Origin of the sequence: Streptomyces sp. NBC_00193, assembly GCF_026342735.1 — a bacterium.
GTDB lineage: Bacteria > Actinomycetota > Actinomycetes > Streptomycetales > Streptomycetaceae > Streptomyces > Streptomyces stoeckheimensis.
In genome coordinates, this window is the sequence record NZ_JAPEMM010000001.1 from 255,896 (window position 1) to 281,191 (window position 25,296).

The 25,296-nt window shown below is 71.9% G+C and carries 26 protein-coding genes; 17 read left to right on the forward strand and 9 right to left on the reverse strand.

Annotated features, from left to right (window positions below; genetic code table 11):
• Positions 1 to 38: 38 nt before the first annotated feature.
• Positions 39 to 1,157 carry a ribosome small subunit-dependent GTPase A gene (gene rsgA, locus OG898_RS01065; protein ID WP_250744150.1) on the reverse strand — a complete coding sequence of 373 codons (1,119 nt, stop codon included), beginning with the start codon at positions 1,155 to 1,157 and terminating at the stop codon, positions 39 to 41.
• Positions 1,158 to 1,511: 354 nt separating this feature from the next.
• Here rsgA and OG898_RS01070 point away from each other — a divergent pair, with 354 nt between their 5' ends.
• On the forward strand, positions 1,512 to 2,333 hold the full coding sequence (locus OG898_RS01070; RefSeq protein ID WP_266954381.1) for a TetR family transcriptional regulator: 822 nt from the start codon (positions 1,512 to 1,514) through the stop codon (positions 2,331 to 2,333).
• Positions 2,334 to 2,417: 84 nt separating this feature from the next.
• A complete protein-coding gene (locus OG898_RS01075; RefSeq protein WP_266954383.1) occupies positions 2,418 to 2,828 on the forward strand; it encodes a VOC family protein in 411 nt (136 codons plus the stop codon).
• Here OG898_RS01075 and OG898_RS01080 read toward each other — a convergent pair.
• Both OG898_RS01080 and OG898_RS01085 read right to left on the reverse strand, forming a co-directional pair.
• Positions 2,750 to 3,553, reverse strand: coding sequence for a helix-turn-helix domain-containing protein (locus OG898_RS01080; protein ID WP_266954385.1), 804 nt, complete (start codon positions 3,551 to 3,553; stop codon positions 2,750 to 2,752). The two genes, OG898_RS01075 and OG898_RS01080, sit on opposite strands and share 79 nt — an antisense overlap.
• A gap of 22 nt (positions 3,554 to 3,575) precedes the next feature.
• On the reverse strand, positions 3,576 to 4,700 hold the full coding sequence (locus OG898_RS01085; protein WP_250744146.1) for a YihY/virulence factor BrkB family protein: 1,125 nt from the start codon (positions 4,698 to 4,700) through the stop codon (positions 3,576 to 3,578).
• 17 nt (positions 4,701 to 4,717) lie between these two features.
• On the opposite strand from OG898_RS01085, the gene OG898_RS01090 reads away from it, so the two are divergent.
• The 14 genes from OG898_RS01090 to OG898_RS01150 all read left to right on the forward strand — a co-directional run bounded on the left by OG898_RS01090 (position 4,718) and on the right by OG898_RS01150 (position 18,506).
• Positions 4,718 to 6,373, forward strand: a complete 1,656-nt coding sequence (locus OG898_RS01090; protein WP_250744145.1) for an acyl-CoA dehydrogenase family protein — start codon at positions 4,718 to 4,720, stop codon at positions 6,371 to 6,373.
• A gap of 395 nt (positions 6,374 to 6,768) precedes the next feature.
• On the forward strand, positions 6,769 to 8,034 hold the full coding sequence (locus OG898_RS01095; RefSeq protein ID WP_250744236.1) for a GAF domain-containing protein: 1,266 nt from the start codon (positions 6,769 to 6,771) through the stop codon (positions 8,032 to 8,034).
• A gap of 5 nt (positions 8,035 to 8,039) precedes the next feature.
• The gene (locus OG898_RS01100; protein WP_250744144.1) at positions 8,040 to 8,603 is read left to right on the forward strand and encodes a GNAT family N-acetyltransferase; all 564 of its coding nucleotides are present in this window, start codon (positions 8,040 to 8,042) and stop codon (positions 8,601 to 8,603) included.
• A gap of 312 nt (positions 8,604 to 8,915) precedes the next feature.
• Positions 8,916 to 8,999, forward strand: coding sequence for a putative leader peptide (locus tag OG898_RS36375; RefSeq protein WP_312847410.1), 84 nt, complete (start codon positions 8,916 to 8,918; stop codon positions 8,997 to 8,999).
• A 208-nt stretch (positions 9,000 to 9,207) separates the two neighbouring features.
• Positions 9,208 to 10,917, forward strand: coding sequence for a nitrite/sulfite reductase (locus tag OG898_RS01105; protein ID WP_250744143.1), 1,710 nt, complete (start codon positions 9,208 to 9,210; stop codon positions 10,915 to 10,917).
• Complete coding sequence (locus OG898_RS01110) at positions 10,914 to 11,093, forward strand: DpnI domain-containing protein (RefSeq protein ID WP_214956597.1); 180 nt, start codon at positions 10,914 to 10,916, stop codon at positions 11,091 to 11,093. Before OG898_RS01105 ends, OG898_RS01110 begins: the two co-directional genes overlap by 4 nt.
• On the forward strand, positions 11,090 to 11,803 hold the full coding sequence (locus OG898_RS01115; RefSeq protein ID WP_250744142.1) for a phosphoadenylyl-sulfate reductase: 714 nt from the start codon (positions 11,090 to 11,092) through the stop codon (positions 11,801 to 11,803). Before OG898_RS01110 ends, OG898_RS01115 begins: the two co-directional genes overlap by 4 nt.
• Positions 11,804 to 11,838: 35 nt before the next feature.
• Positions 11,839 to 12,384: an adenylyl-sulfate kinase gene (gene cysC / locus OG898_RS01120; protein WP_266954389.1), complete on the forward strand. Its 546-nt coding sequence runs from the start codon at positions 11,839 to 11,841 to the stop codon at positions 12,382 to 12,384.
• On the forward strand, positions 12,381 to 13,319 hold the full coding sequence (gene cysD / locus OG898_RS01125) for a sulfate adenylyltransferase subunit CysD (protein ID WP_250744141.1): 939 nt from the start codon (positions 12,381 to 12,383) through the stop codon (positions 13,317 to 13,319). Before cysC ends, cysD begins: the two co-directional genes overlap by 4 nt.
• Before the next feature lie 2 nt (positions 13,320 to 13,321).
• Positions 13,322 to 14,662 carry a sulfate adenylyltransferase subunit 1 gene (locus OG898_RS01130; RefSeq protein WP_250744140.1) on the forward strand — a complete coding sequence of 447 codons (1,341 nt, stop codon included), beginning with the start codon at positions 13,322 to 13,324 and terminating at the stop codon, positions 14,660 to 14,662.
• A gap of 211 nt (positions 14,663 to 14,873) precedes the next feature.
• Entirely contained in the window at positions 14,874 to 16,001 is a 1,128-nt protein-coding gene (locus OG898_RS01135; protein WP_266954390.1) for an aliphatic sulfonate ABC transporter substrate-binding protein, read from the forward strand.
• A 34-nt stretch (positions 16,002 to 16,035) separates the two neighbouring features.
• Complete coding sequence (locus OG898_RS01140; RefSeq protein WP_266954392.1) at positions 16,036 to 16,830, forward strand: ABC transporter ATP-binding protein; 795 nt, start codon at positions 16,036 to 16,038, stop codon at positions 16,828 to 16,830.
• The gene (locus OG898_RS01145) at positions 16,817 to 17,719 is read left to right on the forward strand and encodes an ABC transporter permease (RefSeq protein ID WP_266954394.1); all 903 of its coding nucleotides are present in this window, start codon (positions 16,817 to 16,819) and stop codon (positions 17,717 to 17,719) included. Before OG898_RS01140 ends, OG898_RS01145 begins: the two co-directional genes overlap by 14 nt.
• 4 nt (positions 17,720 to 17,723) lie before the next feature.
• The gene (locus OG898_RS01150; RefSeq protein WP_266954396.1) at positions 17,724 to 18,506 is read left to right on the forward strand and encodes a sirohydrochlorin chelatase; all 783 of its coding nucleotides are present in this window, start codon (positions 17,724 to 17,726) and stop codon (positions 18,504 to 18,506) included.
• Positions 18,507 to 18,751: 245 nt separating this feature from the next.
• Here OG898_RS01150 and OG898_RS01155 read toward each other — a convergent pair whose 3' ends face one another.
• Positions 18,752 to 19,756 carry a ketopantoate reductase family protein gene (locus tag OG898_RS01155; protein ID WP_266954398.1) on the reverse strand — a complete coding sequence of 335 codons (1,005 nt, stop codon included), beginning with the start codon at positions 19,754 to 19,756 and terminating at the stop codon, positions 18,752 to 18,754.
• A gap of 45 nt (positions 19,757 to 19,801) precedes the next feature.
• On the opposite strand from OG898_RS01155, the gene OG898_RS01160 reads away from it, so the two are divergent.
• Complete coding sequence (locus OG898_RS01160; RefSeq protein WP_266954400.1) at positions 19,802 to 20,659, forward strand: aldo/keto reductase; 858 nt, start codon at positions 19,802 to 19,804, stop codon at positions 20,657 to 20,659.
• Positions 20,660 to 20,721: 62 nt separating this feature from the next.
• Here OG898_RS01160 and OG898_RS01165 read toward each other — a convergent pair whose 3' ends face one another.
• The 5 genes from OG898_RS01165 to mgt all read right to left on the reverse strand — a co-directional run bounded on the left by OG898_RS01165 (position 20,722) and on the right by mgt (position 25,229).
• Positions 20,722 to 21,600, reverse strand: a complete 879-nt coding sequence (locus tag OG898_RS01165) for a GNAT family N-acetyltransferase (RefSeq protein ID WP_250741984.1) — start codon at positions 21,598 to 21,600, stop codon at positions 20,722 to 20,724.
• Between the two features lie 190 nt (positions 21,601 to 21,790).
• The gene (locus tag OG898_RS01170) at positions 21,791 to 22,354 is read right to left on the reverse strand and encodes a DUF1697 domain-containing protein (protein ID WP_266954404.1); all 564 of its coding nucleotides are present in this window, start codon (positions 22,352 to 22,354) and stop codon (positions 21,791 to 21,793) included.
• Positions 22,355 to 22,391: 37 nt separating this feature from the next.
• Complete coding sequence (locus tag OG898_RS01175; protein WP_266954406.1) at positions 22,392 to 22,982, reverse strand: GNAT family N-acetyltransferase; 591 nt, start codon at positions 22,980 to 22,982, stop codon at positions 22,392 to 22,394.
• Complete coding sequence (locus tag OG898_RS01180; protein WP_266954408.1) at positions 22,979 to 23,959, reverse strand: MerR family transcriptional regulator; 981 nt, start codon at positions 23,957 to 23,959, stop codon at positions 22,979 to 22,981. The genes OG898_RS01175 and OG898_RS01180 overlap by 4 nt, the downstream gene beginning before the upstream one ends.
• A 55-nt stretch (positions 23,960 to 24,014) precedes the next feature.
• On the reverse strand, positions 24,015 to 25,229 hold the full coding sequence (mgt, locus tag OG898_RS01185) for a macrolide-inactivating glycosyltransferase (protein WP_250741987.1): 1,215 nt from the start codon (positions 25,227 to 25,229) through the stop codon (positions 24,015 to 24,017).
• Between the last annotated feature and the right edge of the window lie 67 nt (positions 25,230 to 25,296).

The following is a 25,296-nucleotide window of genomic DNA, read 5'->3' on the forward strand; positions in this document are numbered from 1 at the left end:
GCGCCCCGGGGTGGGGTGCACCCCCGGGCCGGGACCCGTCAGGCTCGGCCGGTCCGCTTCGCGGAATAGTTCGCGCGGCCCTCCGCCGAGCGGAGCCTCCAGTCGCGCCTGATCTCCGCCCGGAGCCGCGCATCGGTCTTCGCGACGATCCGCTGGTTCTCCCGCAGCAGCTTGCGGTAGCTCTCCAGCCGCCGCTCGGCCAGCTCCCCGGAGTCCACCGCGGCCCGCACCCCGCACCCCGGCTCCGCCTCGTGGGCACAGTCGTGGAAACGGCAGCGCTCGGCGTACTCCTCGATCTCCGAGAAGACCTGCCCGACGCCCGCCTCCGCGTCGAAGAGCCCGACGCCCCGCAGCCCGGGGGTGTCGATCAGCACGCCACCGCCCGGCAGCGCGAGCAGGTTCCGCGTCGTGGTGGTGTGGCGGCCCTTGCCGTCGACGTCGCGCGTCGACTGGACCTCCATCACGTCCTCCCCCAACAGCGCGTTGGCCAGCGTGGACTTGCCCGCGCCGGAGATCCCGAGGAGCACGCTCGTACCGCCCCCGACCACCGCGGCGAGCACGTCCGTGCCCTCCCCGGTCATCGAGGACACGGTGAGGACCTGGACGCCGGGGGCCGCCGTCTCCACGTCCTCGACGAGGTGGCCGAGGGTGACCGGGTCCGGGACGAGGTCCGCCTTGGTCAGGACCACGAGCGGCTGCGCCCCCGATTCCCAGGCGAGCGCGAGGAACCGCTCGATGCGGCCGAGGTCCAGTTCGACCGCCAGTGACACCGCGATGATCGCGTGGTCGACGTTCGCGGCGAGGATCTGGCCCTCGGACCGCTGGGAGGAGGTGGACCGTACGAAGGCGGTCCGGCGCGGCAGGTACGTCTTCACGTAACGCGGCTTGCCGTGCGCCTCCACCACCGCCCAGTCGCCGGTGCAGATGACCCGGAGCGGGTCGTGCGGGGTGACGAAGGCGGTGTCGGCGCGGACGATGCCGTCCGCCGTCATGACATCGCACTGCCCGCGGTCGACCCGTACGACCCGGCCGGGCAGGAGGCCCTGGTCCGCGTACGGGGCGAACTCGGCCGCCCACGCTTCGTCCCAGCCGTAGGGGGCCAGGGCGGAGGAAAGGGAGGAAGAAGAAGGAGAAGCGGAGAAAGCGGAGAGAGACAAGGGAAACCCTTCACAGGGTGGCCCCGGCGGTGCGCGCCGCTAGCGGGCGCGAAAGAGGTGAGAGGTCAGCCGGAGACCACAGAAGTGACATCGATGATCTTCTGAGTGCGGGCAACGCCCTGCGCCATGACAGTCATCAATGAACTCACCTCCGGGTCTGCATACGTACTGACGGGCGTCCCGCGGCGACCGGTGAACGGTGCCCGGCGGGAACGCCCCCACCGTAACAAGCCCCTTCGGGCCCGCGCCACTTCTTTTACGGGCGGCCGCACACCGGGCTTCGAACTTACCGCCGGTCAGGGCAGGCCGAGGAAATCAGCGGGCAAGTCGGCTACCGAGACTAAGCTGTTCTTCATGGAGAGCAGCGGAACCGCAGATTCTGAGACGATTTACGAGACGGCCCCTGATACCCGGCAGCGGATTCTGCGGGTCTCCACGGAGCTGTTCGGAGTCCACGGCTTCCACGAGACCTCGCTGCGCGAGATCGCCGAACGGGTCGGCGTCTCCAAGCCGGCGGTGCTGTACCACTTCCCCGGCAAGGCCGACATCCTCGGCGCCCTCGTGGAGCCGATGCTCCGCGAGCTGGCGGAGGCCCTGGCACGCGCCGCCGCGGCGTCGGGTGCGCCCGACGGGTCCGGCGCGTCCTCCGGCCCCTCGGAGCGGGCCCGGTGGGCCGCCATCGAGGGGGTGCTCGACGTCTGGCTGGAGCACCGCCACCTGCTGCGCCTCAACTTCCAGGACATGGCCCTGGCCACCACCGGCCCGGTCTTCGCCCAGCTGCGCGACGCCATGCTCCGGGCCAACTTCCTGGTCGCGGGGCCGAATCCCGGGTTCGCGGAACGGGTCCGGGCGTCCCAGGCCGTCGCCATGCTCTCCGACCCGGTGGTGCTCTTCGCCGACGCCCCCGTCCCGGCCCTGCGCGAGGCCGTCCTGGACGGCGTACGCCGCCTCCTCGACGGCCCGCAGGGGCCGACCGCACCGCACGGGCCCGACGGCCCGGCCCGGCCCGCGCCGGGGGGCCGGCGCGGGCGGCCCGCCGCCATGAGCCCGGCCATGATCGAAGCCGCCCGCCGGATGCACGCGGCGGGCAGCGGGGGCACCGCGATCGCCGCCGCCCTCGGCGTCTCCCGAGCCACGGTCTACCGGCACCTCCCCCAGGAGGAGGACACCGAGTGACCGGCCCGGGGATCGCCCCGAACGGCTCCGCCCGTGTCCGATTCGTTCAAGACCGGCCCGGCCGGGCGTGCCTAGGGTGAGTTCATGACTCCCCGACTCGACATGATCGGCATCATCGTCTCCGACATGGCCGCATCGCTCGCCTTCTACCGCCGCCTCGGCATCGACGTGCCCGCCGAGGCCGACTCCCAGCCGCACGTCGAAGCCGTCCTGCCGGGCGGGCAGCGGATCGGCTGGGACACGGAGGAGGTCATCCGCTCCTTCGACCCGTCCTGGACCCGCCCCACGAGCGACGGCCGGGTGGGGCTGGCCTTCCTGTGCGACTCCCCCGCCGAGGTGGACTCGCTGTACGCGGAGCTGACGGAGGCCGGGCACACGGGCCACCTGAAGCCCTGGGACGCCTTCTGGGGGCAGCGCTACGCCGTCGTCCTGGACCCGGACGGCTCCGGGATCTCTCTCTTCGCACCGGCCGAGCCCGCCGCCCCCGCCGCATAGGCCCCCGGCGTGGTCCCGGCCAGGGCCCGCACCTCGCGGGTGTAGTGGGCCTGGTCGGCGTATCCGGCGGCCGCCGCCACCGCCGCCTGCGCCAGCCCGCGCCGGGTCAGCGCGAGGGCCCGCTGGAGGCGCAGGATCCGGCCCAGGGTCCGGGGCCCGTAGCCGAAGGCGTCGAGCGAGCGGCGGTGCAGTTGCCGCTCCCCGAGGCCGACCGCCTCCGCGACGGCGGCCACGCCCTGCCCGGCCCGCAGCAGGGCCGCGACCTCCAGGGCGAGCGGGTCCGGGAGCCCGCCGTCGGCCGTGCGGAGCCGGGCCAGCTCCTCCAGTCCCGCGCGGGGATCCCCGTACGAGGCCACGCGCGCGGTGAGTCGCCGTACCTCGGCGGCGGGCCACAGGTCGGCCAGCTCCACCCGCCGGTCGCGCAGCAGGCGGGCCGGTACGCCGAGCAGCGCGGGCGCCGCGCCGGGGGCCAGCCGGATCCCGGCGAAGCCGGAGCCCGGGACTTCCCCGGCGGGGTGCGCGGCGGTGTCGGGTCCGGCCACCAGGAGCCGGCCGTCCACCCAGAGCAGGTCCATGCACCCGTCGGGCAGCACGATGCCGGAGGCGGTCCCGCCGGCCCGCCAGAGCACCGCTCCGGCGACCGTCCGGGACGGCCGTTCCTCGTACCGTGCCCCGTTCTGCTCCTCGTGCCCCGAACCGGGCACGGAGTCCGCGCGATCCGCCACGGACACCACGCTACGGCGGCCGTCAGTGCTTGCGCAGGCGGGAGTGGTAGTCCTCGGGCGGCAGGAACTTCGACCAGCGCTCCGGGAACTCCGAGGGCATGCCCCCGTCCTCGTCGCCCTCGTCGTCCTCCGACTCCCCCTCGGCCAGGGCCCGCCAGGCGGCCGCCCGGGCCACGAGCTGGGCGGCCTCCGCCTCGCGGACCCGCTCGTTGGCCTCGCGCGCCGCCGCGGTGGCCACGGAGGGCCAGACCCGGTCGATGGCGGCGTTGACGGCGGCCCCGACGAGGACGGCGAAGGCCGAGATGCCGATCCACAGCAGGATCGCCACGGGGGCGGCCAGCGATCCGTAGATGGTCGGGCCCTCCACCGTGTTGGTGAGGTAGATCCGCAGCAGGAACGAGCCGAGCACCCACATGGCGAGGGCGACCAGCGCGCCGGGCACGTCCTCGATCCAGGGCGAGCGGACCGGGACGGAGACGTGGTAGAGCGTGGTCAGGAAGGCGATGGAGAGCAGCGTGACGACGGGCCAGTACAGGACCGCGATCACCTCGGTGCTCCAGGGCACCAGCCGCACCACCGCATCCGGGCCGACCACCATCAGGGGCAGCACGACGGCCCCGATCAGCAGGGCGGCGATGTAGAGGACGAAGGCGAGCAGCCGGGTCTTGACGATGCCGCGATGTCCGTCGAGGCCGTACATGACCGTGATGGTGTCGATGAAGACGTTCACGGCGCGCGAGCCCGACCAGAGGGCGAAGGCGAATCCGAGGGAGATGAGGTCGGGGCGGCCCCGGCCGGTGACGTCGTCGAGCATCGGTTTGGCGATGTCGTTGACGCCCCGGTCGGAGAGGATCGTGCCGACCGCGCGCAGGATGTTCTCCTCGATGCTGGCGACGGTCGTACCGCCCGACCAGCCGTCCACGTACCCGAGGAGTCCCAGCAGACCCAGGAAGAGCGGGGGCAGCGAGAGCAGGGTGAAGAAGGCCGCTTCGGCGGCGAGTCCGAGGATCCGGTACTCGATGCACGAGTTCACGGTGTCTTTGAGCAGCAGCCACGCCATCTTGCGCTTGGAGACGTTGCGGTAGAGGGCGCGGGCCCGGTGGAGGCGTCCCGGAATCCGCTCGGGTGTTTCTTTCGCGTGCTGCACGTCCTTACGGTATCGGCATGGCAGCCACCACCCACACAGTCAGCAATCAGGCCCCGCCTCTCGTGGGCCACGACGTATACGGCAGCGACCGGGTCCTGAGCGAGGGGGTGGAGCGGCACCTCGCGGACGCCGCACCCGAACTCGCCGCGGAGGTAAGGGAAGAGCTCACGGATCTGGGGCGTGCGGCCGGGTCCCGGCAGGCGCAGGACTGGGGGACGCAGGCGAACGAGAATCCGCCGAAGCTGCGGACGCACGACCGGTACGGGAACCGGATCGACGAGGTGGAGTTCCACCCCTCGTGGCACCGGCTGCTCGGACACGCCGTGGGCGCCGGGCTCACCGACGCGTGGGGGCGGCCGGCGGGTCATCTGCGGCGGGCGGCCGGGTTCTTCGTGTGGTCGCAGGCGGAGGCGGGGCACGGGTGTCCGGTCTCGATGACGCACGCGGCGGTACCGGCGCTGCGGACCGATCCGGAGCTGGCGGCCGAATGGGAGCCGCGGCTGACCTCGCACGTGTACGAGGAGGGGCTGCGGCCGGCCGGGCAGAAGGCCGGGGTGCTCTTCGGGATGGGCATGACGGAGAAGCAGGGCGGCAGCGACGTCCGGGCGAACACGACGGCGGCGGTGCCGCTGGACGCCTCGGGCGAGTACCTGCTGACGGGGCACAAGTGGTTCTGCTCGGCGCCGATGTGCGACGGGTTCCTGGTACTGGCGCAGGCGCCGGGCGGGCTGACCTGCTTCCTGGTGCCGCGGGTGCTGCCGGACGGGACGCGGAACGTCTTCGCGATCCAGCGGCTGAAGGACAAGCTGGGCAACCGGTCGAACGCGTCGAGCGAGGTGGAGTTCGACGGGACGTGGGCGCGGCGGGTGGGCGAGGAGGGCCGGGGGGTGCGGACCATCATCGAGATGGTCGCGGCGACCCGGCTGGACTGCGTGATCGGTTCGGCCTCGCTGATGCGGCAGGCGCTGACGCAGGCCGCTCACCATACGGAGCACCGCTCTGCTTTCGGAGCACCGCTCATCGACCAGCCGCTGATGCGCAACGTGCTCGCCGACCTCGCCCTGGAGTCGGAGGCCGCCACCACCCTCACGCTCCGCCTCGCAGCCGCGTACGACGCCGTCCAGAGCTCGGGCAACGAGCAGGAGCGGGCCTTCCTGCGCATCGCGGTGCCCGCCGCGAAGTACTGGGTGACCAAGCGCTGTACGCCGATGGTGGCGGAGGCCCTGGAATGCCTGGGCGGAAACGGCTACGTCGAGGAGTCCGGGATGCCCCGGCTGCTGCGCGAGTCCCCGCTGAACTCCATCTGGGAGGGATCGGGCAACGTCCAGGCCCTCGACGTGCTGCGCGCCCTCCAGCGCGAGCCGCAGGCGCTGAACGCCTTCCTCCAGGAGGTCGGCCTGGCGCGCGGCGCCGATCACCGGCTGGATTCGGCCATCAAGAACCTGCTGACCGAGCTCGCGGACCTGGAGGGCATCGAGGCGCGGGCCCGGCGGGTCGTGGAGCGGATGGCCTTGGTGCTGCAGGGATCCCTGCTGGTGCGCTGGGCTCCGCCGGAGGTGGCCGACGCCTTCTGCGCCTCGCGCCTGGGCGGTGACTGGGGCGCGGCCTTCGGCACGCTGCCGCACAGTCTGGATCTGGGATCCGTGGTGGAACGGGCCCGGATCGCGGGCTAGCGGAGGGCCCCAACCCTCCGGAAGCAGGCTCATGCGGAGGGCCCCAACCCTCCGAAAAGCACTGTGGTGCGGGATCCGGGCCCGTTGACCAGGAACAGGGATGGCGCCGCGCCGACTCGGCACCACCCCTGATCCGAGAAGCCCCGAGGAAGGAGCTGTCACGTCGCTCGGCGACGTGCGCACAGTTTCGATCGGGCGACCGGGACTTGGCGAGAGTTGCAAGACGTTGCAACCTTTGACTTGGAACCGCCCTCAGGGCGTACCGGTCCGCCCCTGGAAGCGGCGCGCACCGGACGGCACCGCCGGGCGGGAGCCGTCGTACGCATGTTCGGCACGGGGAGGTTCCGGTGGTCCACACCACAGGCGGCGCGGTCGATGCGGCACGCATCTCGGCCATGGACGCGCGCGAGGCCGCGCGTCTGCTCAAGGGGGTACGGGCGGCCGCGCTCGCCGGGGACCGGCCGCCGGCCGCGCCGCGCCCGGAGATCGCCGAGTCCTGGCGCCGGATGATGGCGGGCGGGGTCCACCCGGACCGCGACAGCCGCTCGCGGATGCTGTCGGCCGCCGAGACCGAGGAGCGGCGCCAGACCTCTCCGCTACGGGACCTGCTGCCCGTCCTGCGCGAAGGGCTGCTGCCCGCGCTGGACGAGGCCCTGCACATCATGGTCGTCGCCGACGCCGACGGGCGGCTCCTGTGGCGGGAGGGCCACTCCTCGATCCTGCGCAACGCGGACCGGCTCGGCTTCGGCGTGGGCGCCCACTGGGACGAGGCGGTGGTCGGCACCAACGGGGTCGGCACCGCCCTGGTGGCCCGCAGACCGGTCCAGGTGTTCTCGGCGGAGCACTTCGTCTCCAGCCACCACGACTGGACCTGCGCCGGGGCCCCCGTGCGGGACCCCCGCGACGGGCAGCTGCTGGGGGTCCTCGACGTCAGCGGGCCGCTGGCCACCATGCACCCGGCGACCCTGACGTGGGTGAGCTCGGTGGCCCGGCTCGCGGAGCGGGAGCTGCGGGTACGGCACCTGGAGTCGCTGGAACGGCTACGGGCGGTGGCGGCCCCCCTGCTGGCCCGGATGCCGGGGCGGGCGCTGGCCCTGGACGCCAACGGTTGGACCGCGGCCGTCACGGGGCTCGCTCCGACGGAGCGGATCCCGCTGCCCAAGACCTTCGGGCCGGGCCGGGTGTGGGTGCCGCAGCTCGGCGACTGCCTGGTGGAGCCGCTGCCGGGCGGCTGGCTGGTGACCGTCACGGAGGCCCGTACCGGCGCCGGGGCGGCGGCCCGCGTCGTCCTCGACCTCAGCCGGCCGGGGGCCTGGCGGGCCACCGTCTACGGGGCTGCGGGGAGCTGGTCGCAGGAGCTGAGCCCGCGCCACGCGGAGCTGCTGTTCCTGCTGGCGGAGTCCCCCCGCGGGCGGTCGGCGGCGGAGCTCGCGCAGGAGCTGTTCGGGGATCCGACCCGCACGGTGACGGTCCGCGCGGAGATCTCCCGGATCCGCCGCAACCTCGGCGGCGTGCTGGCCCACCGCCCGTACCGCTTCGCGCACGACGTGGAGGTGGAGCTGATCCGCCCGGGGAACCCGGCCGCCCTGCTGCCGCACTCCACGGCGCCGGCGGTGATCAGCGCCCGGCTGGGCCATCCGGGGACCGACGTGATTCCCTGACGTCCATGAGCACGAGCACACTGACCACCTGGTCCCTGGAAATGACCGCACCGTCCGATCTCGTCGCGGCGGCCGTCCCGGGCCCGGAGATCCGGATCGTCCGGTCGGAGGTCCCCTCCCCCGAGTTCAGCCGGTTCCTCTACGCCTCGGTGGGCGGCGACATCCACTGGACGGACCGGCTGTCACTGACCCGTGCGCAGTGGGTGGAGCAGCTCGACCGTCCCGGCGTGGAGACGTGGGTGGCGTACGACCGGGGCACCCCGGCGGGGTACGTGGAGCTCGACCCGCAGCCCGACGGTGTGGTGGAGATCATGTACTTCGGCCTCCTCCCCGAATTCCGGGGGCGGCGCATCGGCGGCCACCTGCTGACCGTGGGCATCGAGCGGGCCTGGTCCCTGGCCGAGCGCTGGCCGGAGCTGGCCCCGACGCGGCGCGTCTGGCTGCACACGTGCAGCGACGACGGCCCGACCGCCATGGCGAACTACCTCCGGCGCGGCTTCAAGGTCTTCAAGGAGGAGACGGAGGAGAAGGCCGTCGCCCCCACCCCCGGCCCCTGGCCGGGCGCGTAGCCCTGCGGGGCACGAGGGCGGCCCTGCGGGGCCGTCCCCTACCCGCCCTTCCACCGTTCCCCGAGCGCTGCCCGGACCGGCCCTCAAGCGGATCCAGCCTCGCCGGCGTTTGAGGCGCGGGGTCTGGGGCGGAGCCCCAGGGAACGGGCGAAGGGCGGGTAGGGGACGAGCCCCGCGCAGCGGTGTGGCCGACGGGCCCAAAGGGGCCCCTGGGGTGACCCCCGTCACCGGGATCTTGCGATGCGAGACGAGTTCGTCCGGATAGTGGACAGTAGTGGACTCCTCCAATCGCCCCATGCCACGCTTCCCCCCATGAACGGAGCTGGAATTGCCTTGGTGAGTCGGCGGCACGTCGACCTCGGCCGCATGTCCAGCGCCATCTGTCCGGCGCGCTGACGCACAGCACCGCCGCGACAGCGCCCCGCACCGACGTCGCCGCGGAAGCGAACACACCGCCCGTCGTCAGCCACCACAGCAGTCCCCTGTAGGCCGTCCGTCGCCCCAAAAAGGCGGCGAAACAGCCACATCCGCTCCACGCGCGCCAGGGGTCACGCCGCCGCTCCCCCTGCCCCTGCCTCGAGCCGCCGAAGAAGGACGTACCGCCATGGCCGCCACCCCCGATACGACCGCAGCCGCCGCACCCGCCGCCGCCGCGCGCCGCAAGACCGGCCGTCACCGCGGTGAGGGCCAGTGGGCCGTCGGCCACCACACGCCCCTCAACGGCAACGAGCAGTTCAAGAAGGACGACGACGGTCTCAATGTGCGGGCGCGCATCGAGAACATCTACTCCAAGGCGGGCTTCGACTCGATCGACCCCAACGACCTGCGCGGCCGTATGCGCTGGTGGGGCCTCTACACCCAGCGCAAGCCCGGGATCGACGGCGGCAAGACCGCGATCCTGGAGCCGGAGGAGCTGGACGACAAGTACTTCATGCTGCGCGTCCGCATCGACGGCGGCCGGCTCACCACCGAGCAGCTGCGCGTCATCGGCGAGATCTCCGAGGAGTTCGCCCGCGGCACCGCCGACCTCACGGACCGGCAGAACGTGCAGTACCACTGGATCCGCATCGAGGACGTCCCGGAGATCTGGCGCCGTCTGGAGGCCGTCGGCCTCTCGACCACCGAGGCCTGCGGTGACACCCCCCGCGTGATCCTCGGCTCGCCCGTCGCCGGCATCGCGCTGGACGAGATCATCGACGGCACCCCCGCCATCGACGAGATCTACGCCCGCATCGTGGGCAACCCCGCCTTCTCGAACCTGCCCCGCAAGTTCAAGTCCGCGATCTCCGGCTCGCCGCTGCTCGACGTGGCGCACGAGATCAACGACATCGCCTTCGTGGGCGTGAACCACCCCGAGCACGGCCCCGGCTTCGACGTCTGGGTCGGCGGCGGTCTGTCCACGAACCCGAAGCTGGGTGTGCGCCTGGGCACCTGGGTCTCGCTCGACGAGGTCCCGGACATCTACGAGGGCGTCATCTCGATCTTCCGCGACTACGGCTACCGCCGGCTGCGCACCCGCGCCCGCCTGAAGTTCCTCGTCGCCGACTGGGGCCCGGCCAAGTTCCGCCAGGTCCTGGAGGACGAGTACCTCAAGCGCAAGCTGACCGACGGCCCCGCGCCCGAGCAGCCCACCGGCCAGTGGCGCGACCACGTCGGCGTGCACCAGCAGCAGGACGGCAAGTTCTACGTCGGCTTCGCGCCCCGAGTGGGCCGTGTCGACGGCGCCACCCTGACGAAGATCGCCGCCGTCGCCGAACAGCACGGTTCCGGCCGGCTGCGCACCACCGCCGAGCAGAAGATGATCGTGCTCGACATCGAGGCGGCCCAGGTCGACTCGGTCGTCGCGGCCCTGGAGGCGCTCGACCTGCGGGTCAACCCGTCCCCGTTCCGCCGCGGCACGATGGCCTGCACCGGCATCGAGTTCTGCAAGCTGGCCATCGTCGAGACGAAGGCGCGCGGCGCCTCGCTGATCGACGAACTGGAGCGCCGCCTGCCGGAGTTCGCCGAGCCGCTCACCATCAACATCAACGGCTGCCCGAACGCCTGCGCCCGTATCCAGGTGGCGGACATCGGTCTCAAGGGCCAGCTGGTCCTGGACGACGAGGGCAACCAGGTCGAGGGCTACCAGGTCCACCTGGGCGGCGCACTCGGACTGGAGGCCGGATTCGGCCGCAAGGTCCGCGGGCTCAAGGTCACCTCGGCCGGTCTGCCGGACTACGTCGAGCGGGTCGTCTCGCGCTTCGAGGACCAGCGCGAGGACGGCGAGCGCTTCGCCGCCTGGGTCACCCGTGCCAAGGACGAGGACCTGTCGTGAGCGAGCGCGCCGCACCGTTCTACTGCCCGTACTGCGGCGACGAGGACCTGTTCCCGAACGAAACAGGCCACGGCGCCTGGGAATGCAGGGCCTGCAATCGAGCCTTCCAGCTGAAGTACCTCGGGCTGCTGGCCCGGGGTGTTCAGTCCAACGACGCTGGAGGGGACGAGATATGACCACGGTTCAAGACGCGCATCTCACCGCGGGCGAGCTCAAGGCACTGGCCGAGCAGGCGGGCCGCGACCTGGAGGACTCCTCCCCGCTGGAGATCCTCACCTGGGCGGCCGAGACCTTCGGCAAGAAGTTCGCCGTGACCTCCTCCATGGAGGACGCGGTCGTCGCCCACCTCGCCTCCCGCGCCTTCCCCGGCGTGGACGTGGTCTTCCTCGACACGGGCTACCACTTCGAGGAGACCATCGGCACCCGTGACGCGGTCGAGGCCGTGATGGACGTCAACGTCATCACGCTCACCCCGCGCCAGAGCGTCGCCGAGCAGGACGCCGAGTACGGCCCCGAGCTGCACGACCGCGATCCCGACCTGTGCTGCGCACTGCGCAAGGTCAAGCCCCTCGAAGAGGGCCTGACCGCCTACGACGCCTGGGCCACGGGCCTGCGCCGCGACGAGTCCCCGACCCGGGCGAACACCCCGGTGGTCGGCTGGGACGAGAAGCGGCAGAAGGTCAAGGTCTCGCCGATCGCCCGCTGGACCCAGGACGACGTGGACGCGTACGTCCTGGAGCACGGCGTGCTCACCAACCCGCTGCTGATGGACGGTTACGCCTCCGTCGGCTGCGCCCCCTGCACCCGCCGGGTGGTGGAGGGCGAGGACGCCCGCGCCGGCCGCTGGGCCGGGCGCGGCAAGACCGAGTGCGGACTGCACGGCTGATGACGACCAGCGAAGAACTTACGGAGACAGAGCAGATGAGCGTGAGCGACCAGGGCGCCACCGTGTGGCTGACCGGGCTGCCGAGCGCGGGCAAGACCACGATCGCCTACGCGCTGGCCGAGCGGCTGCGCGCCGAGGGCCACCGCGTGGAGGTCCTCGACGGCGACGAGATCCGCGAGTTCCTCTCCGCCGGCCTCGGTTTCAGCCGCGAGGACCGGCACACCAACGTGCAGCGGATCGGCTTCGTCGCCGAACTCCTCGCGTCCAACGGCGTCAAGGCGCTCGTCCCGGCGATCGCGCCGTTCGCGGACAGCCGTGAGGCCGTCCGCAAACGGCACGCCGCCGAGGGCACGAGCTACCTCGAAGTGCACGTGGCCACTCCGGTGGAGGTGTGCTCCGAGCGTGATGTGAAGGGCCTGTACGCCAAGCAGGCGGCGGGCGAGATCTCCGGTCTGACCGGGGTCGACGACCCGTACGAGGCACCGGAGTCCCCGGACCTCCGTATCGAGTCGCACACGCAGTCCGTACAGGAGTCGGCTTCGGCCCTGCACGCACTGCTCACCGAGAGGGGTCTGGCATGACCGCCACCGTCGCACACGTCCACGAAGGGACGGACGCGCCCTACGCGCTGTCGCACCTCGACGCCCTCGAATCGGAGGCCGTGCACATCTTCCGCGAGGTGGCGGGCGAGTTCGAGAAGCCGGTGATCCTCTTCTCGGGCGGCAAGGACTCCATCGTCATGCTGCACCTGGCGCTGAAGGCGTTCGCGCCCGCGCCGGTGCCGTTCACCCTGCTCCACGTGGACACGGGCCACAACTTCCCCGAGGTCCTGGACTACCGCGACCGCGCGGTCGCCAAGCACGGTCTGCGCCTGCACGTGGCCTCCGTCCAGGAGTACATCGACGCCGGCAAGCTCCGCGAGCGTCCCGACGGCGTCCGCAACCCGCTGCAGACCGTCCCCCTCACGGAGGCGATCCAGCAGCTGAAGTTCGACGCCGTCTTCGGCGGCGGCCGCCGCGACGAGGAGAAGGCCCGCGCCAAGGAGCGCGTCTTCTCCCTGCGCGACGAGTTCTCCCAGTGGGACCCGCGCCGCCAGCGCCCCGAGCTGTGGCAGCTCTACAACGGCCGCCACGCCCCGGGCGAGCACGTGCGCGTCTTCCCGCTGTCCAACTGGACCGAGCTGGACGTGTGGCAGTACATCGCCCGCGAGAAGATCGAACTGCCGGAGATCTACTTCGCCCACGAGCGCGAGGTCTTCCAGCGCAACGGCATGTGGCTGACGGCCGGCGAGTGGGGCGGCGCCAAGGAAGGCGAGACCACCGAGACCCGCCTGATCCGCTACCGCACCGTCGGTGACATGTCCTGCACCGGTGCCGTCGACTCCGACGCCACCACGCTGGACGCCGTGATCACCGAAATCGCCGCTTCCCGCCTCACCGAGCGGGGCGCGACCCGCGCCGACGACAAGCTGTCCGAGGCCGCGATGGAAGACCGCAAGCGCGAAGGGTACTTCTAGAAATGACCTCCACCACCGAGCAGTTCGCCGATCTCTCGGCGACCACGCTGCTGCGCTTCGCGACCGCGGGCTCCGTCGACGACGGCAAGTCCACCCTGGTCGGCCGCCTCCTGCACGACTCCAAGTCGGTCCTCACCGACCAGCTGGAAGCCGTGGAGCGGGTCTCGGCCAGCCGTGGTCAGGACACCCCCGACCTGGCGCTGCTCACCGACGGCCTGCGGGCCGAGCGGGAGCAGGGCATCACCATCGACGTGGCCTACCGCTACTTCGCGACCGCCCGGCGCCGGTTCATCCTGGCCGACACCCCCGGGCACGTGCAGTACACCCGGAACATGGTCACCGGCGCCTCCACCGCCGACCTCGCCGTGGTGCTCGTCGACGCCCGCAACGGCGTGATCGAGCAGACCCGCAGGCACGCCGCCGTCGCGGCCCTCCTCCGGGTCCCCCACGTGGTCCTCGCCGTCAACAAGATGGACCTCGTGGGCTACGAGGAGGCCGTCTTCGCGAAGATCGCCGAGGAGTTCACCGCGTACGCCACGGGCCTGGGCGTCCCGGAGATCACCGCGATCCCGATCTCCGCCCTGGCCGGCGACAACGTGGTGGAACCCTCCGCGAACATGGACTGGTACGGCGGCCCCACGGTGCTGGAGCACCTGGAGACCGTCCCGGTCAGCCACGACCTCACCGCCTGCCCGGCGCGTTTCCCGGTGCAGTACGTGATCCGTCCGCAGACCGCCGAGAACCCGGACTACCGGGGCTACGCGGGCCAGATCGCCTCCGGCGTGCTGCGCGTCGGCGAGGCCGTCACCGTCCTGCCGTCGGGCCGCACCTCGGTCATCGAGGGCATCGACGCGCTCGGCGAGAGCGTCGACATCGCGTGGGCCCCGCAGTCGGTGACCCTGCGTCTGAAGGACGACATCGACATCTCGCGCGGCGACCTGATCGCGCCGTCGTCGAGCTCCCCCGCCACCACGCAGGACGTCGTGGCGACGGTCTGCCACGTGGCGGACCAGCCCCTCGCCGTGGGCGCCCGGGTGCTGATCAAGCACACCACGCGCACGGTGAAGGCGATCGTCAAGGAGATCCCCTCGCGGCTGACCCTGGACGACCTGTCCCAGCACCCGAACCCCGGTCAGCTGGTGGCCAACGACATCGGCCGCGTCGTCGTCCGTACCGCCGAGCCGCTCGCGCTCGACTCGTACGCCGACTCGCGCCGCACCGGGTCCTTCCTGCTGATCGACCCGGCGGACGGCACCACCCTGGCGGCCGGCATGGTCGGCGAATCCTTCGCCTCCACCGCCGAGACCACCGTGCAGGCGGACGAAGAAGGCTGGGACTTCTGATCATGCTTGCCGATATCTACTCCACCTTCGCGAAAGAGGGCGGCCGCGTAGGCAGCGGCTCCCTCGGCAGCGGCCAGGGAGGTGTGGGGCGATGTGCGTAATGACGTACGCGCACCGCATGCGCGCCCACACCCCCCGCGAGCCGTTCCTGCCCTTGCTCAGCAAACGAAGACGTGCGTCGTGACACGACGCTACGAGAGGAAGTCCTCCCGTGCCTGCCATCGGTACCTCTGCTAAGACCCTGCACCGCGGCCTCGCCGCCGCTGCCGCCCTGCCGCTCCTGATCGGCGCCCTCGCCTCGTGCGGCTACGGTTCCGAGGCCGTGAAGGACGACGCTCCGAAGGCGAACGTGGCCGCCGACGCCAAGAAGCTGTCGGCCTCCGAGGTCCGCATCGGCTACTTCCCGAACCTGACCCACGCCACCGCGCTGGTCGGTCTCCAGGAAGGCCTGATCGCCAAGGAACTCGGTGCCACCGCGATCAAGCCGCAGGCCTTCAACGCCGGTCCGTCCGAGATCGAAGCCCTCAACGGCGGCTCTCTCGACATCGGCTTCATCGGCCCCTCCCCCTCGATCAACGCCTACGTGAAGTCCAAGGGCTCCAACCTGCGGATCATCTCCGGCTCCGCCTCCGGCGGCGTGAAGCTGGTCGTGAACCCGGCGAAGATCAAGACCCTGGACGACCTCAAGGGCAAGAACATCGCGACCCCGCAGAAGGGCAACACGCAGGACGTCGCGTTCCTCAACTGGATCTCGGAGAAGGGCTGGAAGGTCGACCCGGAGTCCGGCAAGGGTGACGTCTCCGTCGTCCGTACGGACAACAAGGTCACCCCGGACGCCTTCAAGTCCGGCTCCATCGACGGCGCCTGGGTGCCGGAGCCGACCGCCTCCAAGCTCGTCTCCGACGGCGGCACCGTCCTCCTCGACGAGACCGCCCTGTGGCCCGACAAGAAGTTCGTGATCACGAACATCATCGTGTCGCAGAAGTTCCTCAAGGAGCACGCGGACGTCGTCGAGGCCGTGCTCACCGGCACCGTCAAGACCAACGAGTGGATCAACGCCAACCCCGACAAGGCCAAGGCCTCCGCGAACGCGAAGCTGGCCGCCGAAGGCGGCAAGCCCCTCGACGCCAAGATCATCGACCCGGCCTGGCCCAGCATCCTCATCACCGACGACCCGCTCGCCGCAACGCTGAAGACCCAGGCGGAGTGGGCCGTCGAGGCCAAGCTCATCGAGCAGCCCGACCTCAACGGCATCTACGACCTCAAGCTCCTCAACAAGGTCCTCAAGGCCGCGGGCAAGCCCGAAGTCTCCGACGCCGGCCTCGGCGCCACCAAGTAACCCCGTAGACCAGCAACCCCAGGAGGTGACGACCATGGCCACCATGCTTGCCAAGGCTGCCGAGGGCTCCGTAGCGGAGCTGACGCACGCTGCCCGCATCGAGCACGTCTCGAAGTCCTTCTCCGGCCCGGCCGGATCGCAGCTCGTCCTGGACGACATCAGCCTCGATGTCGCTCCCGGAGAGTTCGTCACCATCCTGGGCGCCTCGGGGTGTGGAAAGTCGACGCTGCTCAACCTGGTCGCGGGTCTGGACAAGCCGTCCGCGGGGTCCATCGAGACCCCCGGCGGCCGTCCGTCGCTCATGTTCCAGGAACACGCCCTCTTCCCGTGGCTCACCGCGGGCAAGAACATCGAACTCGCCCTGCGCCTGCGCGGGGTGGCCAAGGCCGACCGCAAGCCGGAGGCCGAGCGGCTGCTGGAGCTGGTCCGGCTCGGCGGCTCGTACGGCAAGCGGGTCCACGAGCTGTCCGGCGGCATGCGCCAGCGCGTGGCCCTGGCCCGGGCGCTCGCCCAGGACAGCCAGCTGCTGCTGATGGACGAGCCCTTCGCGGCGCTCGACGCCATCACCCGTGACGTGCTGCACGGCGAGCTCACCCGCATCTGGGAAGAGACGAACCTCTCCGTCCTGTTCGTCACGCACAACGTCCGCGAGGCCGTACGGCTCGCGCAGCGTGTGGTCCTGCTGTCCTCGCGCCCCGGCCGGATCGCGAAGGAGTGGACCGTGGGCATCCCGCAGCCGCGCCGCATCGAGGACGCGGACGTCGCGGAGCTGTCCCTTGAGATCACTGAACACCTGCGTGGGGAGATCCGCCGCCATGGCCAGCACTGACACCACTCCCGAGGCCCCGTCCAAGGCCAAGGCCGAAGACCTCGCCGGACTGGAGGCGGGTCTCGACGCGCTCGACGCCGTCCAGACCCACCGCACCCCGGTCCGCGAGGTGCTGGTCAAGAAGGTCCTGCCGCCGGTCATCGCCGTCGGCCTGGTCCTCCTCGTCTGGCAGATCCTCGTCGCGGCGAAGATCACCGACGAGACGAAGCTCCCCGCCCTGTCCTCCGTCTGGGACAGCCTGTCCGACATGTGGATCAAGGGCACGCTGTTCGAGGTCATCTGGACCAGCGTGTCGCGCGGTCTGCTCGGCTTCCTGCTGGCCCTGGCCATCGGCACCCCGCTCGGTCTGCTCGTCGCCCGGGTGAAGTTCGTCCGCGCCGCGATCGGCCCGATCCTGCAGGGCCTGCAGTCGCTGCCCTCGGTCGCCTGGGTGCCCCCGGCGGTCCTCTGGTTCGGACTCAACGACGCGATGATGTACACCGTCATCCTGCTCGGCGCCGTCCCCTCGATCGCCAACGGCCTGGTCTCCGGCATCGACCAGATCCCGCCGCTGTTCCTGCGGGCCGGTCGCACCCTGGGCGCCACCGGGCTGCGCGGCGCCTGGCACGTGGTCATGCCGGCCGCACTGCCCGGCTACCTGGCCGGTCTCAAGCAGGGCTGGGCCTTCTCCTGGCGCTCCCTGATGGCCGCCGAGATCATCGCCAGCTCCCCCGACCTGGGGCTGGGCCTGGGCCAGCTCCTCGAAAACGGCCGCAACAACATCGACCTGCCCGGCGTGTTCCTCGCGATCATCCTGATCCTGGTCGTCGGCATCGCCATCGACCTGCTGATCTTCAGCCCGGTCGAGCGGTGGGTGCTGCGCACCCGCGGCCTGCTGGTCAAGAGCTGATCACGTGTCCGCGCACGTCACGCACCCCACGCAGGCTCCCGCCCTGCTGGTCATCGCCCACGGCAGCCGCGACCCGCGGCACGCGGCGACCGTGCACGCCCTCACCCGGCGGGTACGGGCGCTGCGGCCCGGGCTGCGCGTGGAAACCGCCTTCCTGGACTTCGACACCCCGACCGTCGACCAGGCGGTGGCCTCGCTCTACCTGTCGGGCGTACGCGACATCGTGGCGCTCCCGCTCCTCCTGACGCGGGCGTTCCACGCGAAGTCCGACATCCCGGCGGTGCTCGCCGGAGCCACGTCCCACCTGCCGGACCTCTCGGTCCGAATCGCGGATGTGCTCGGCCCGTCGCCGCTGCTGCTGGCGACCCTGGAGCGCCGGCTGTGGGAAGCCGGCCTCACCCCGGCGGACCGCGCCACCACCGGTGTGGTGCTCGCGTCCGCCGGTTCCTCCGACCCGGAGGCGATCGCAGTGATCGCTGAAATCGCGCGGGAGTGGCGGCACACCGGTTGGTGCGCCGTGCGGCCTGCGTTCGCCTCCGCTGTTCTGCCCCGGACCGAGGACGCCGTACGGGCGCTGCGCGCGGAGGGCGTCCGCCGGATCGCGGTTGCCCCCTACGTCATCGCTCCCGGCCGGCTCCCCGACCGCATCACGGCGGGCGCCGAAGCCGCGGGCGCCGACGTCGTCTCGGCCGTCCTGGGCCCCTCCCCGGAACTGGCCCGACTGCTGCTGCGCCGCTACGACGCGGCCGCCCCGGCCCGGACCCGCATCCCGGCCCTGGCGGCGTAGCCGCTGCGCGGGGCGGACTTCCCCTACCCACCCTTCGCCCGTTCCCCGGGGCTCCGCCCCGGACCCCTCTCCTCAAACGCCGGAGGGGCTGGATCGTCGCCCGGCCGGGGCTGGATTGCCCACAGGGCAATTCCAGCCCCGCCGGCGTTTGAGGCGCGGGGTCCGGGGCGGAGCCCCGGGGAACGGTGGAAGGGCGGGTAGGGGACTTCGCCCCGCAGGGCGACCCCACCCGCAGCCGACGGCTACTACGCCCGCGCCGCGGCCTCATCGGCCAGGGCCGTCAGGTCCTCGATGGACATCGCGCCCGGCGGCAGCCCCTCCCGCGCAAAGATGTTCGCCGCGACGCGCAGCGTGTCGTTGACCGGCGTGGCCACCCCGTGCAGCCGCCCCAGCAGCACGATCTCCCCGTTGAGATAGTCCGCCTCCACCGACCCGGTCCCCCGCGCCAGGCTCTGCCAGGACGACCCGCCCCGCACCACTCCGGCCGGCGCCTCGACCTTGCCGTCGCGGGCCTCCGCCTGCTCGGCGTCCGAGGCGCAGGCGATGCCCGCGGCAGCGAAGGCGGCCTTCGCCTCGCGCACGGCCCGCAGCAGCAGCGCCGCCTTCGCGGGCTCCGGCTCGGGGCCGGTCGTCGCCTGGACCGCGTTGCCCAGGTTGCCCAGCAGCTTCGCGTACTTCCACCGCATCACGTCCTCGACGACCGGCGCCCCGAACCCGGCCTTCTCCAGGTCGCCCGCGATCCGCCGGGCGGTCCCGTCGGCGCCTCCGGCGGCCTTGCCGAGGTGCAGGATCCCGGTCAGCGGAGCGCACAGCGCGGAGACCACGCCCGGCTCCAGGAAGGTCGCCGGCAGCCACACGCAGACCCCGTACACGCGCGCGAAGCGCCGTAGGGCGAGGCGTTCGCTCTCCACGCCGTTCTGCGCGCACAGCACCGGCAGCCGCTGGGCCGCCGTACCGCCGCCCGCTACTTCCGCGTCGCCCCACGCGTCGAGCGCGGCCAGTGCGTCCTGGGTCTTCACGGTCAGCAACAGCGCGTCGTCGGGGCGCAGTTCACCCAGCTCCGCCGGCCCGGTGACGACGGGCAGCCGGTGCACCCGCTCCCCGTCCGCCGTGGTGAGCCGCAGCCCGTTCGTCCGCAGGGCCTCCGCGTGGGGGCCGCGCGCGACGAGGACGACCTCGCTGCCGGACTCCGCGAGCCGTCCGCCGATGGTCGCGCCGATCGCTCCGGCGCCGATGATGATGTAACGCATGCCCTCGAGCCTGGCACATCCGCGGGCCTGAGCTACGGTCGGGCCATGTCTGTTGACGTGGATGAGACGTTCGCCCTCGGCGGGGACCTGCCCGTACGCCGCCTCGGACTCGGCACCGGCGGCCTGGTCGGCGCCGGCTACTGGGGCCCGCGCGCGGAACGCCCCGCATCGGTCGCACTGCTGCGCACAGCCGTCGCACGCGGAGTCACCCTGATCGACACCGCCGACAACTACGGCCCCCACCTGGCCGAGGAACTGGTCGCCGAAGCCCTCCACCCGTACGGAGAGGACCTGGTGGTCTCCACCAAGGGCGGGGTGGTGCGCACCGGCCCCGACGAGTGGCACGCGGCGGGCCGCCCGGAGGACCTCCGGGCCATGTGCGAGGCAAGCCTGCGCAGGCTCCGCCTGGACCGGATCGACCTGTACCAGCTGCACCGCTTCGACCCGGCCGTCCCGCCGGCGGAGCAGCTGGGCACGCTGGCCGAGCTCCGGGCGGAGGGCAAGATCCGCCACATCGGGCTGAACACGGTGACGGCGGACCAGCTCCGGGAGGCCCTGGCCGTGGTTCCGGTGGCCTCGGTCCAGAACCCGTACAACCTCCTGGACCGCTCCTCGGCGGAGCTCCTCGCCCTGTGCGAGGAACGCGGCATCGCCTTCCTCCCGTACTACCCGCTGGGCAGCGGAGCCCTGACCCGGGAGAGCGCCGCCGCACTGACGGCGGTCGCCACCGAACACGGGGCGTCCACCGGCCAGATCGCCCTGGCCTGGCTCCTGCGGCACTCGCCGGTCCTCTGCCCCACCCCGGGCACGGGTTCCCCGGACCACCTGGCGGAGAACCTGGACGCGGCAACGGTGCAGCTGACCCCGCAGGAGGTCTCCCTGCTGAACGGGCTGGCGGACTAGGCCGTGGGAAGGCGCCGACGGGCCGGACGAGGCGGTGCCCGGTCCGGCCCGTCGGCTCGCCCCTACAGGTCGAGCTGGTACTGGAGCGTCGTGTGCGTGGGCACGTAGCCGAGGCTGTCGCTGATGCGCCTCATGTGCGTGTTGCTGTCGGCGGTGTCGGTCAGGAGGCCGCCGAGGTCCGGATGGCGCCCGTGGGCCTGCCGGATCGACTCGGCCTTCATCCATCGGCCGAGTCCGTGTCCGCGGTGCTCGGGCAGCACGCCGGTGCCGTAGTGCTGGCCGTCGCCCGTGCCGTTGCCGGGGACGACGAGTTCGGTGAATCCGGCGATCGAGTCGTCGCGGGTGTCGATGGCGACGACCGTGTGCAACAGGTCGCCGCGCTCCTCCACGGCCTTCGCCGCAGCACGGACCCGGTCCACGTCCCAGATCGTGGTGCCGTGGTCGGTGTCCTCCATGGGCATGTCGTCCATGGCCCGGCGCGAGGCGGCGAACGTCCGGGCGAGGGCGTCGGGGACGGTTCCCTGCCAGGACGCCAGCCGGTAGCCGGGATGCGGACGACCGATGATCTCGGCGAGGGCGCCGGCGTCCACGTCGGCCAGCGGCAGGCGGGCGAACCTCAAGGTGAGCACCTTGCGGAAGCCGTGGGCCGGCAGGAAGTCGGCGCCGGGCGATCCGGCCTCGGCCTGCGCGCCGACGCAGCGCCGGGCGTTGTCCCGGGCGGCGGCCACGGCCGCGTCGAGGAGGAGGGATCCGACGCCCTTGCGGCGCTCCACGGGGTGGACCTGGAGGGTCAGTTCGGCCAGGTGCTCCTGTCCGCCGTCGAACAGGCGCAGAAAGGCCGTCCCGACGGGGACGGAATCGGCGTCGGACGCCAGCCAGGCGAGGCGTCGGCTGTGCGCGCCGTGAGCGGGGTCGGTCAGTGGGGTGATGCGGAACGACAAGGTGTCTCCGTCGTGAGGAAGTGGCAAAGGTCGGTACGCGGGCTCGACTGCCGGTCACTCCTGCGCATGTGCTCCACACCTCCTCGTCGACGGAGCCGGTCCGGATCGCCCTGGACGGCCGGGAGAACGTAACCGACCCACCGGTTCCCCTGCAAAGGTTTTTCAACTGAAGGTTGCTGCGGCCGTGTGGTCAGTCCTGCGTGAGTTCGACCAGTTTCACGACCGTGTTCCAGTTGCGGGTGGTCACGTCGAGGCCCTTGACCACGGCCGGCTTCGCGAGGGCCTCGGCCAGTTTGGAGCGGCCCAGGCCGTTCGGGGCGTAGAGGTAGATGACGCGGTCGCCCACGCGGTACTCCTCCGGGAGGTGCGCGGCGGCGTCGATCGAGGCGAAGCGGGACTCGGCGGGCTGCTCGGAGCAGAAGGTGGCGTGGAGCTGCTTGCCTTCGAGGTCGGCGGCCGGGAAGGGACAGGCGTCGGCCACGGCGCGCAGGTAGGCGCCGTCGACCACCAGGCAGGGGACGTGGAAGCCGAAGTGGGCTTCGATGGCGGCCTCCAGCTCGCGGGCGAGGGCGTCCGGCGCCTTCCCGCCCGCGGCGGCGAAGACGGCGTTGCCGCTCTGGAGGTACGTCTGCACGTCCTCGTGTCCCAGGCCCTCCAGAACCTGGCGCAGCTCGGCCATCGGGACCTTCTTGTTCCCGCCGACGTTGATGCCCCGGAGCAGTGCCGCGTACGTGGTCTTGGTCGTCTTGGTCATGTCTGCACGATAGGGCTCACCCCTGACAGCACATGGGTCAGCCGGTTGCGCGGCGCAGGTGCAGATGGCCGTCGAGCGGGTAGGCGGGCGGCGCCGACGGCAGGATCCCGCCCAGCGTGTACCCGCTCTTCTCGGCGACCCGGCAGGATGCCGCGTTGTCCACCTGATGGAGGAGTTCGAGGCACTCCAGACCATCGGCGCGGAAGGAACGAAAGGCCCAGGCGGTGAGGGTTTCCAGGGCTCTTGGGGCCACGCCCCGCCCACGGGCCCGTGCTGCCGTCCAGTAGCCGACCTCGGCGGAGGCATTGCCCGGTCTCTGTCCGACTCCCTTCAGGACCACGTGGCCCGCCAGTTGCGGCGGCGCCGCATCGAGGGCGTCGAGGCCCTCGGGGGCCTCCTCCAGGACGGCGAAGCCGAATCGGGTGCCCGATGCCCAGTCCCGCTCCCGATCCCGCACCCACCGCAGCCCCTCGCCCTCGCTCTCCACGGCAGGGCTCGCCCAGCGCCGCAGTTCGGGGTCCCGGTACGCCTCGACCAGCGCGGCCACGTCGTGCGCGCACCAGGGGCGGAGGGTGAGAGCGGGAGCGGTCGGCGTCGCGGCTGCGCGGAGGGTGACGGGAGCGTTCATGGCCGGATCGTACGCAGCGGCGGCTTGGGACCGGATGGGCGTGGGGCGGTCCGCGCCCGGAGTGCGTGGACGGACCAGTCGAGGACCGGCTGAAGGGTCTCCGGGCGGGGCCAGTCGTTGATCACCGCGAGCAGGGACGAGTACCGCTCTCTGCGCGGGTCGTTGATGCGTTCCAGCCGGGCCAGGAGCTGATCCCGGGACGCTGCGGGGTCCCGGTCGTCGAGGAGGTGTGCGGTGCGGGTCATCAGGGCCGCAACGATCGGATCGGCCTGGGGTGAGGCCGGATCGATGCCGGCCGCCACGGCCGGGGCGACCTGGTCGCGGACGATCGCGGCCACGTCGTCGCGCGCGCGGGGTGGGGCGTCCGGGAGGTGCCCGGCGGCCTGGTCCTCGGCCAGAATTCGCAGATGGGCGCGGAACTCCGGGTCCTCGGCCAGTGCGGCCAGTTCCACCCACGCGTGGATCTGTTCCGCGGTGGGGTCGTCCGGCAGGTGGGGGGTCATGGAGCACCTGACCCCCGCGAACGCGGAGTCGGTTCCCACGCCGCCGAAGGCGGAGTCGAGGAAGTCCCCGACCAGCCGTTGGCGTTCCGCTTCGGAAAGCTTCGCGAGCTTGTGCATCAGGTGCGTCTCCTCGGGGTCGGCTCCACGGTTCGCCACAGCGGTCAGCACCGCGCGCCGCAGCCGCAGGATCCGTATCTGCACGTCCAGCGCCTCCGCCTGGGCGGCGGCGACCTCCGGCAGCGTGCGTTCCCGGTCCATGACCTTCCGGATGTCGGCGAGGTCCAGTCCCAGGTCGCGCAGGGTCCGGACGAGGTCCATGCGTGCGACGGCGCCGTCGTCGTAGAGGCGGTAGCCGGCCGGGCTCCGACGGGCGGGCGGTACGAGCCCGCAGTCGGAGTAGAACCGGACGGTCTTGACCGTGGTGCCGGTTCGCCGGGCCAGCTCGCCGATCGAGTGGAGCGTGTGGCCGTTCATGTCCCCCACCTTCAGGTCTCCCCCCGCTGGAGGCTCAAGCCCCGGCGAAGTCCCGTCACCGCTGGTCGGGCAGTTCGGCCTCGATCAGGTCGGCTGCCTGTCGCGTGCCGCCCTCCGTCGCCATCTCCCGGCGGATCCGGTCCGCGCGGGCGGCCACCTCCGGGTCGGCGACCAGGGTGAGGACGGCCTCGCGCAGGGTCGCGGCGTCGGCCTCGGCCATCGGGACGTGCCGGGCGACACCCAGGGCGGTCAGCATGTCGGCGTTGCCGAACTGGTCGACGGCTTGCGGGACCGCGACCATCGGGGTCCCGGTGGCCAGCCCCTCCTGGCAGCCGCCCGTGCCCGCGTGGGTGATGAAGGCGTCGGCCCGGCGCAGGATGTCCAGTTGGGGAACCCAGCGGTGGACTTCGACGTTGGCGGGGATCTCGCCGATCTCGGCCTCGTCGGTGAACTTGCCGATCTGGAGCACCACGTGCCAGTCGGGCAGGTCCCCGAAGGCCTCCGCACAGGCCCGGTAGAAGGCCGGCTGCTTGGTGAAGGTGGACCCGAAGGAGACCAGGAGCACCTTCTTCCCCTCGGCGCCCGCGGGGCGCGTCCAGGTGCCCTGGGTGGCGCTGCGGTCGCCCTGGCAGGCGCCGACGAAGGTGTACACGGCCTCGTCGACCCGGTCGGCGTGGGGCTGGAGGGCGCGCGGCATGAGGACGACGCTGCGGCGGGGGCGGCCGACGAACCGGTCGCTGTCCTCGTCGATGCCGTTCTCGTCGAGCCAGGCCCGGAACCGGGCGTAGTACGCCTTCCCGCGCTCGGAGGCGCGCAGTTCGGCGGACATCGGCTCGGCGACCTCCTCCTCGTAGCCGGTCCAGGCAACCAGGGTCGGGGAGAGGGAGACCGCGGGGACGCCCCAGCGGTGGGCGAGGACGATCGCCGGGTAGGCCGTGATGTCGTGGAGGACGAGGTCCGGCTCGTCGCCGTCGAAGGCGGCCGCGAGCTGCGGGAGGGCCTGGACGGCGTCGGCGAGGAAGGGCTCGATGTTGTCGATGAGCTCGGTGCCCCACGCGTCGGGGTCCTCGTCGGTGGGGAGGGTGGAGTTCCAGATCACCGGGGTGGCGCCGGTCTCGGCGATCTTGTCCGCGTACGCGGCGGGGATGGCGTAGCTGACGCGGTGGCCCCGGGCGACCAGTTCGCGGATCACTTCGATGCTCGGGTTCACGTGGCCAGCGGCGGCGATCGAGAACATGGCGATGTGGGCGGGCTTCGCGGTCGTGGTCATGAGGAAAAAGATAACGAGACGAGACGTCTCGTGCAACCTATTCGGAAAGTTCTTCAGGCCGGAGGGA

Coding starts and splice junctions, on each gene's coding strand:
- OG898_RS01070 (WP_266954381.1), top strand. CDS start 1,512: ATGGAGAGCAGCGGAACCGCAGATTCTGAGACGATTTACGAGACGGCC.
- OG898_RS01075 (WP_266954383.1), top strand. CDS start 2,418: ATGACTCCCCGACTCGACATGATCGGCATCATCGTCTCCGACATGGCC.
- OG898_RS01090 (WP_250744145.1), top strand. CDS start 4,718: ATGGCAGCCACCACCCACACAGTCAGCAATCAGGCCCCGCCTCTCGTG.
- OG898_RS01095 (WP_250744236.1), top strand. CDS start 6,769: ATGGACGCGCGCGAGGCCGCGCGTCTGCTCAAGGGGGTACGGGCGGCC.
- OG898_RS01100 (WP_250744144.1), top strand. CDS start 8,040: ATGAGCACGAGCACACTGACCACCTGGTCCCTGGAAATGACCGCACCG.
- OG898_RS36375 (WP_312847410.1), top strand. CDS start 8,916: ATGAACGGAGCTGGAATTGCCTTGGTGAGTCGGCGGCACGTCGACCTC.
- OG898_RS01105 (WP_250744143.1), top strand. CDS start 9,208: ATGGCCGCCACCCCCGATACGACCGCAGCCGCCGCACCCGCCGCCGCC.
- OG898_RS01115 (WP_250744142.1), top strand. CDS start 11,090: ATGACCACGGTTCAAGACGCGCATCTCACCGCGGGCGAGCTCAAGGCA.
- cysC (WP_266954389.1), top strand. CDS start 11,839: ATGAGCGTGAGCGACCAGGGCGCCACCGTGTGGCTGACCGGGCTGCCG.
- cysD (WP_250744141.1), top strand. CDS start 12,381: ATGACCGCCACCGTCGCACACGTCCACGAAGGGACGGACGCGCCCTAC.
- OG898_RS01130 (WP_250744140.1), top strand. CDS start 13,322: ATGACCTCCACCACCGAGCAGTTCGCCGATCTCTCGGCGACCACGCTG.
- OG898_RS01140 (WP_266954392.1), top strand. CDS start 16,036: ATGGCCACCATGCTTGCCAAGGCTGCCGAGGGCTCCGTAGCGGAGCTG.
- OG898_RS01145 (WP_266954394.1), top strand. CDS start 16,817: ATGGCCAGCACTGACACCACTCCCGAGGCCCCGTCCAAGGCCAAGGCC.
- OG898_RS01155 (WP_266954398.1), bottom strand. CDS start 19,756: ATGCGTTACATCATCATCGGCGCCGGAGCGATCGGCGCGACCATCGGC.
- OG898_RS01160 (WP_266954400.1), top strand. CDS start 19,802: ATGTCTGTTGACGTGGATGAGACGTTCGCCCTCGGCGGGGACCTGCCC.
- OG898_RS01170 (WP_266954404.1), bottom strand. CDS start 22,354: ATGACCAAGACGACCAAGACCACGTACGCGGCACTGCTCCGGGGCATC.
- OG898_RS01175 (WP_266954406.1), bottom strand. CDS start 22,982: ATGAACGCTCCCGTCACCCTCCGCGCAGCCGCGACGCCGACCGCTCCC.
- OG898_RS01180 (WP_266954408.1), bottom strand. CDS start 23,959: ATGAACGGCCACACGCTCCACTCGATCGGCGAGCTGGCCCGGCGAACC.
- mgt (WP_250741987.1), bottom strand. CDS start 25,229: ATGACCACGACCGCGAAGCCCGCCCACATCGCCATGTTCTCGATCGCC.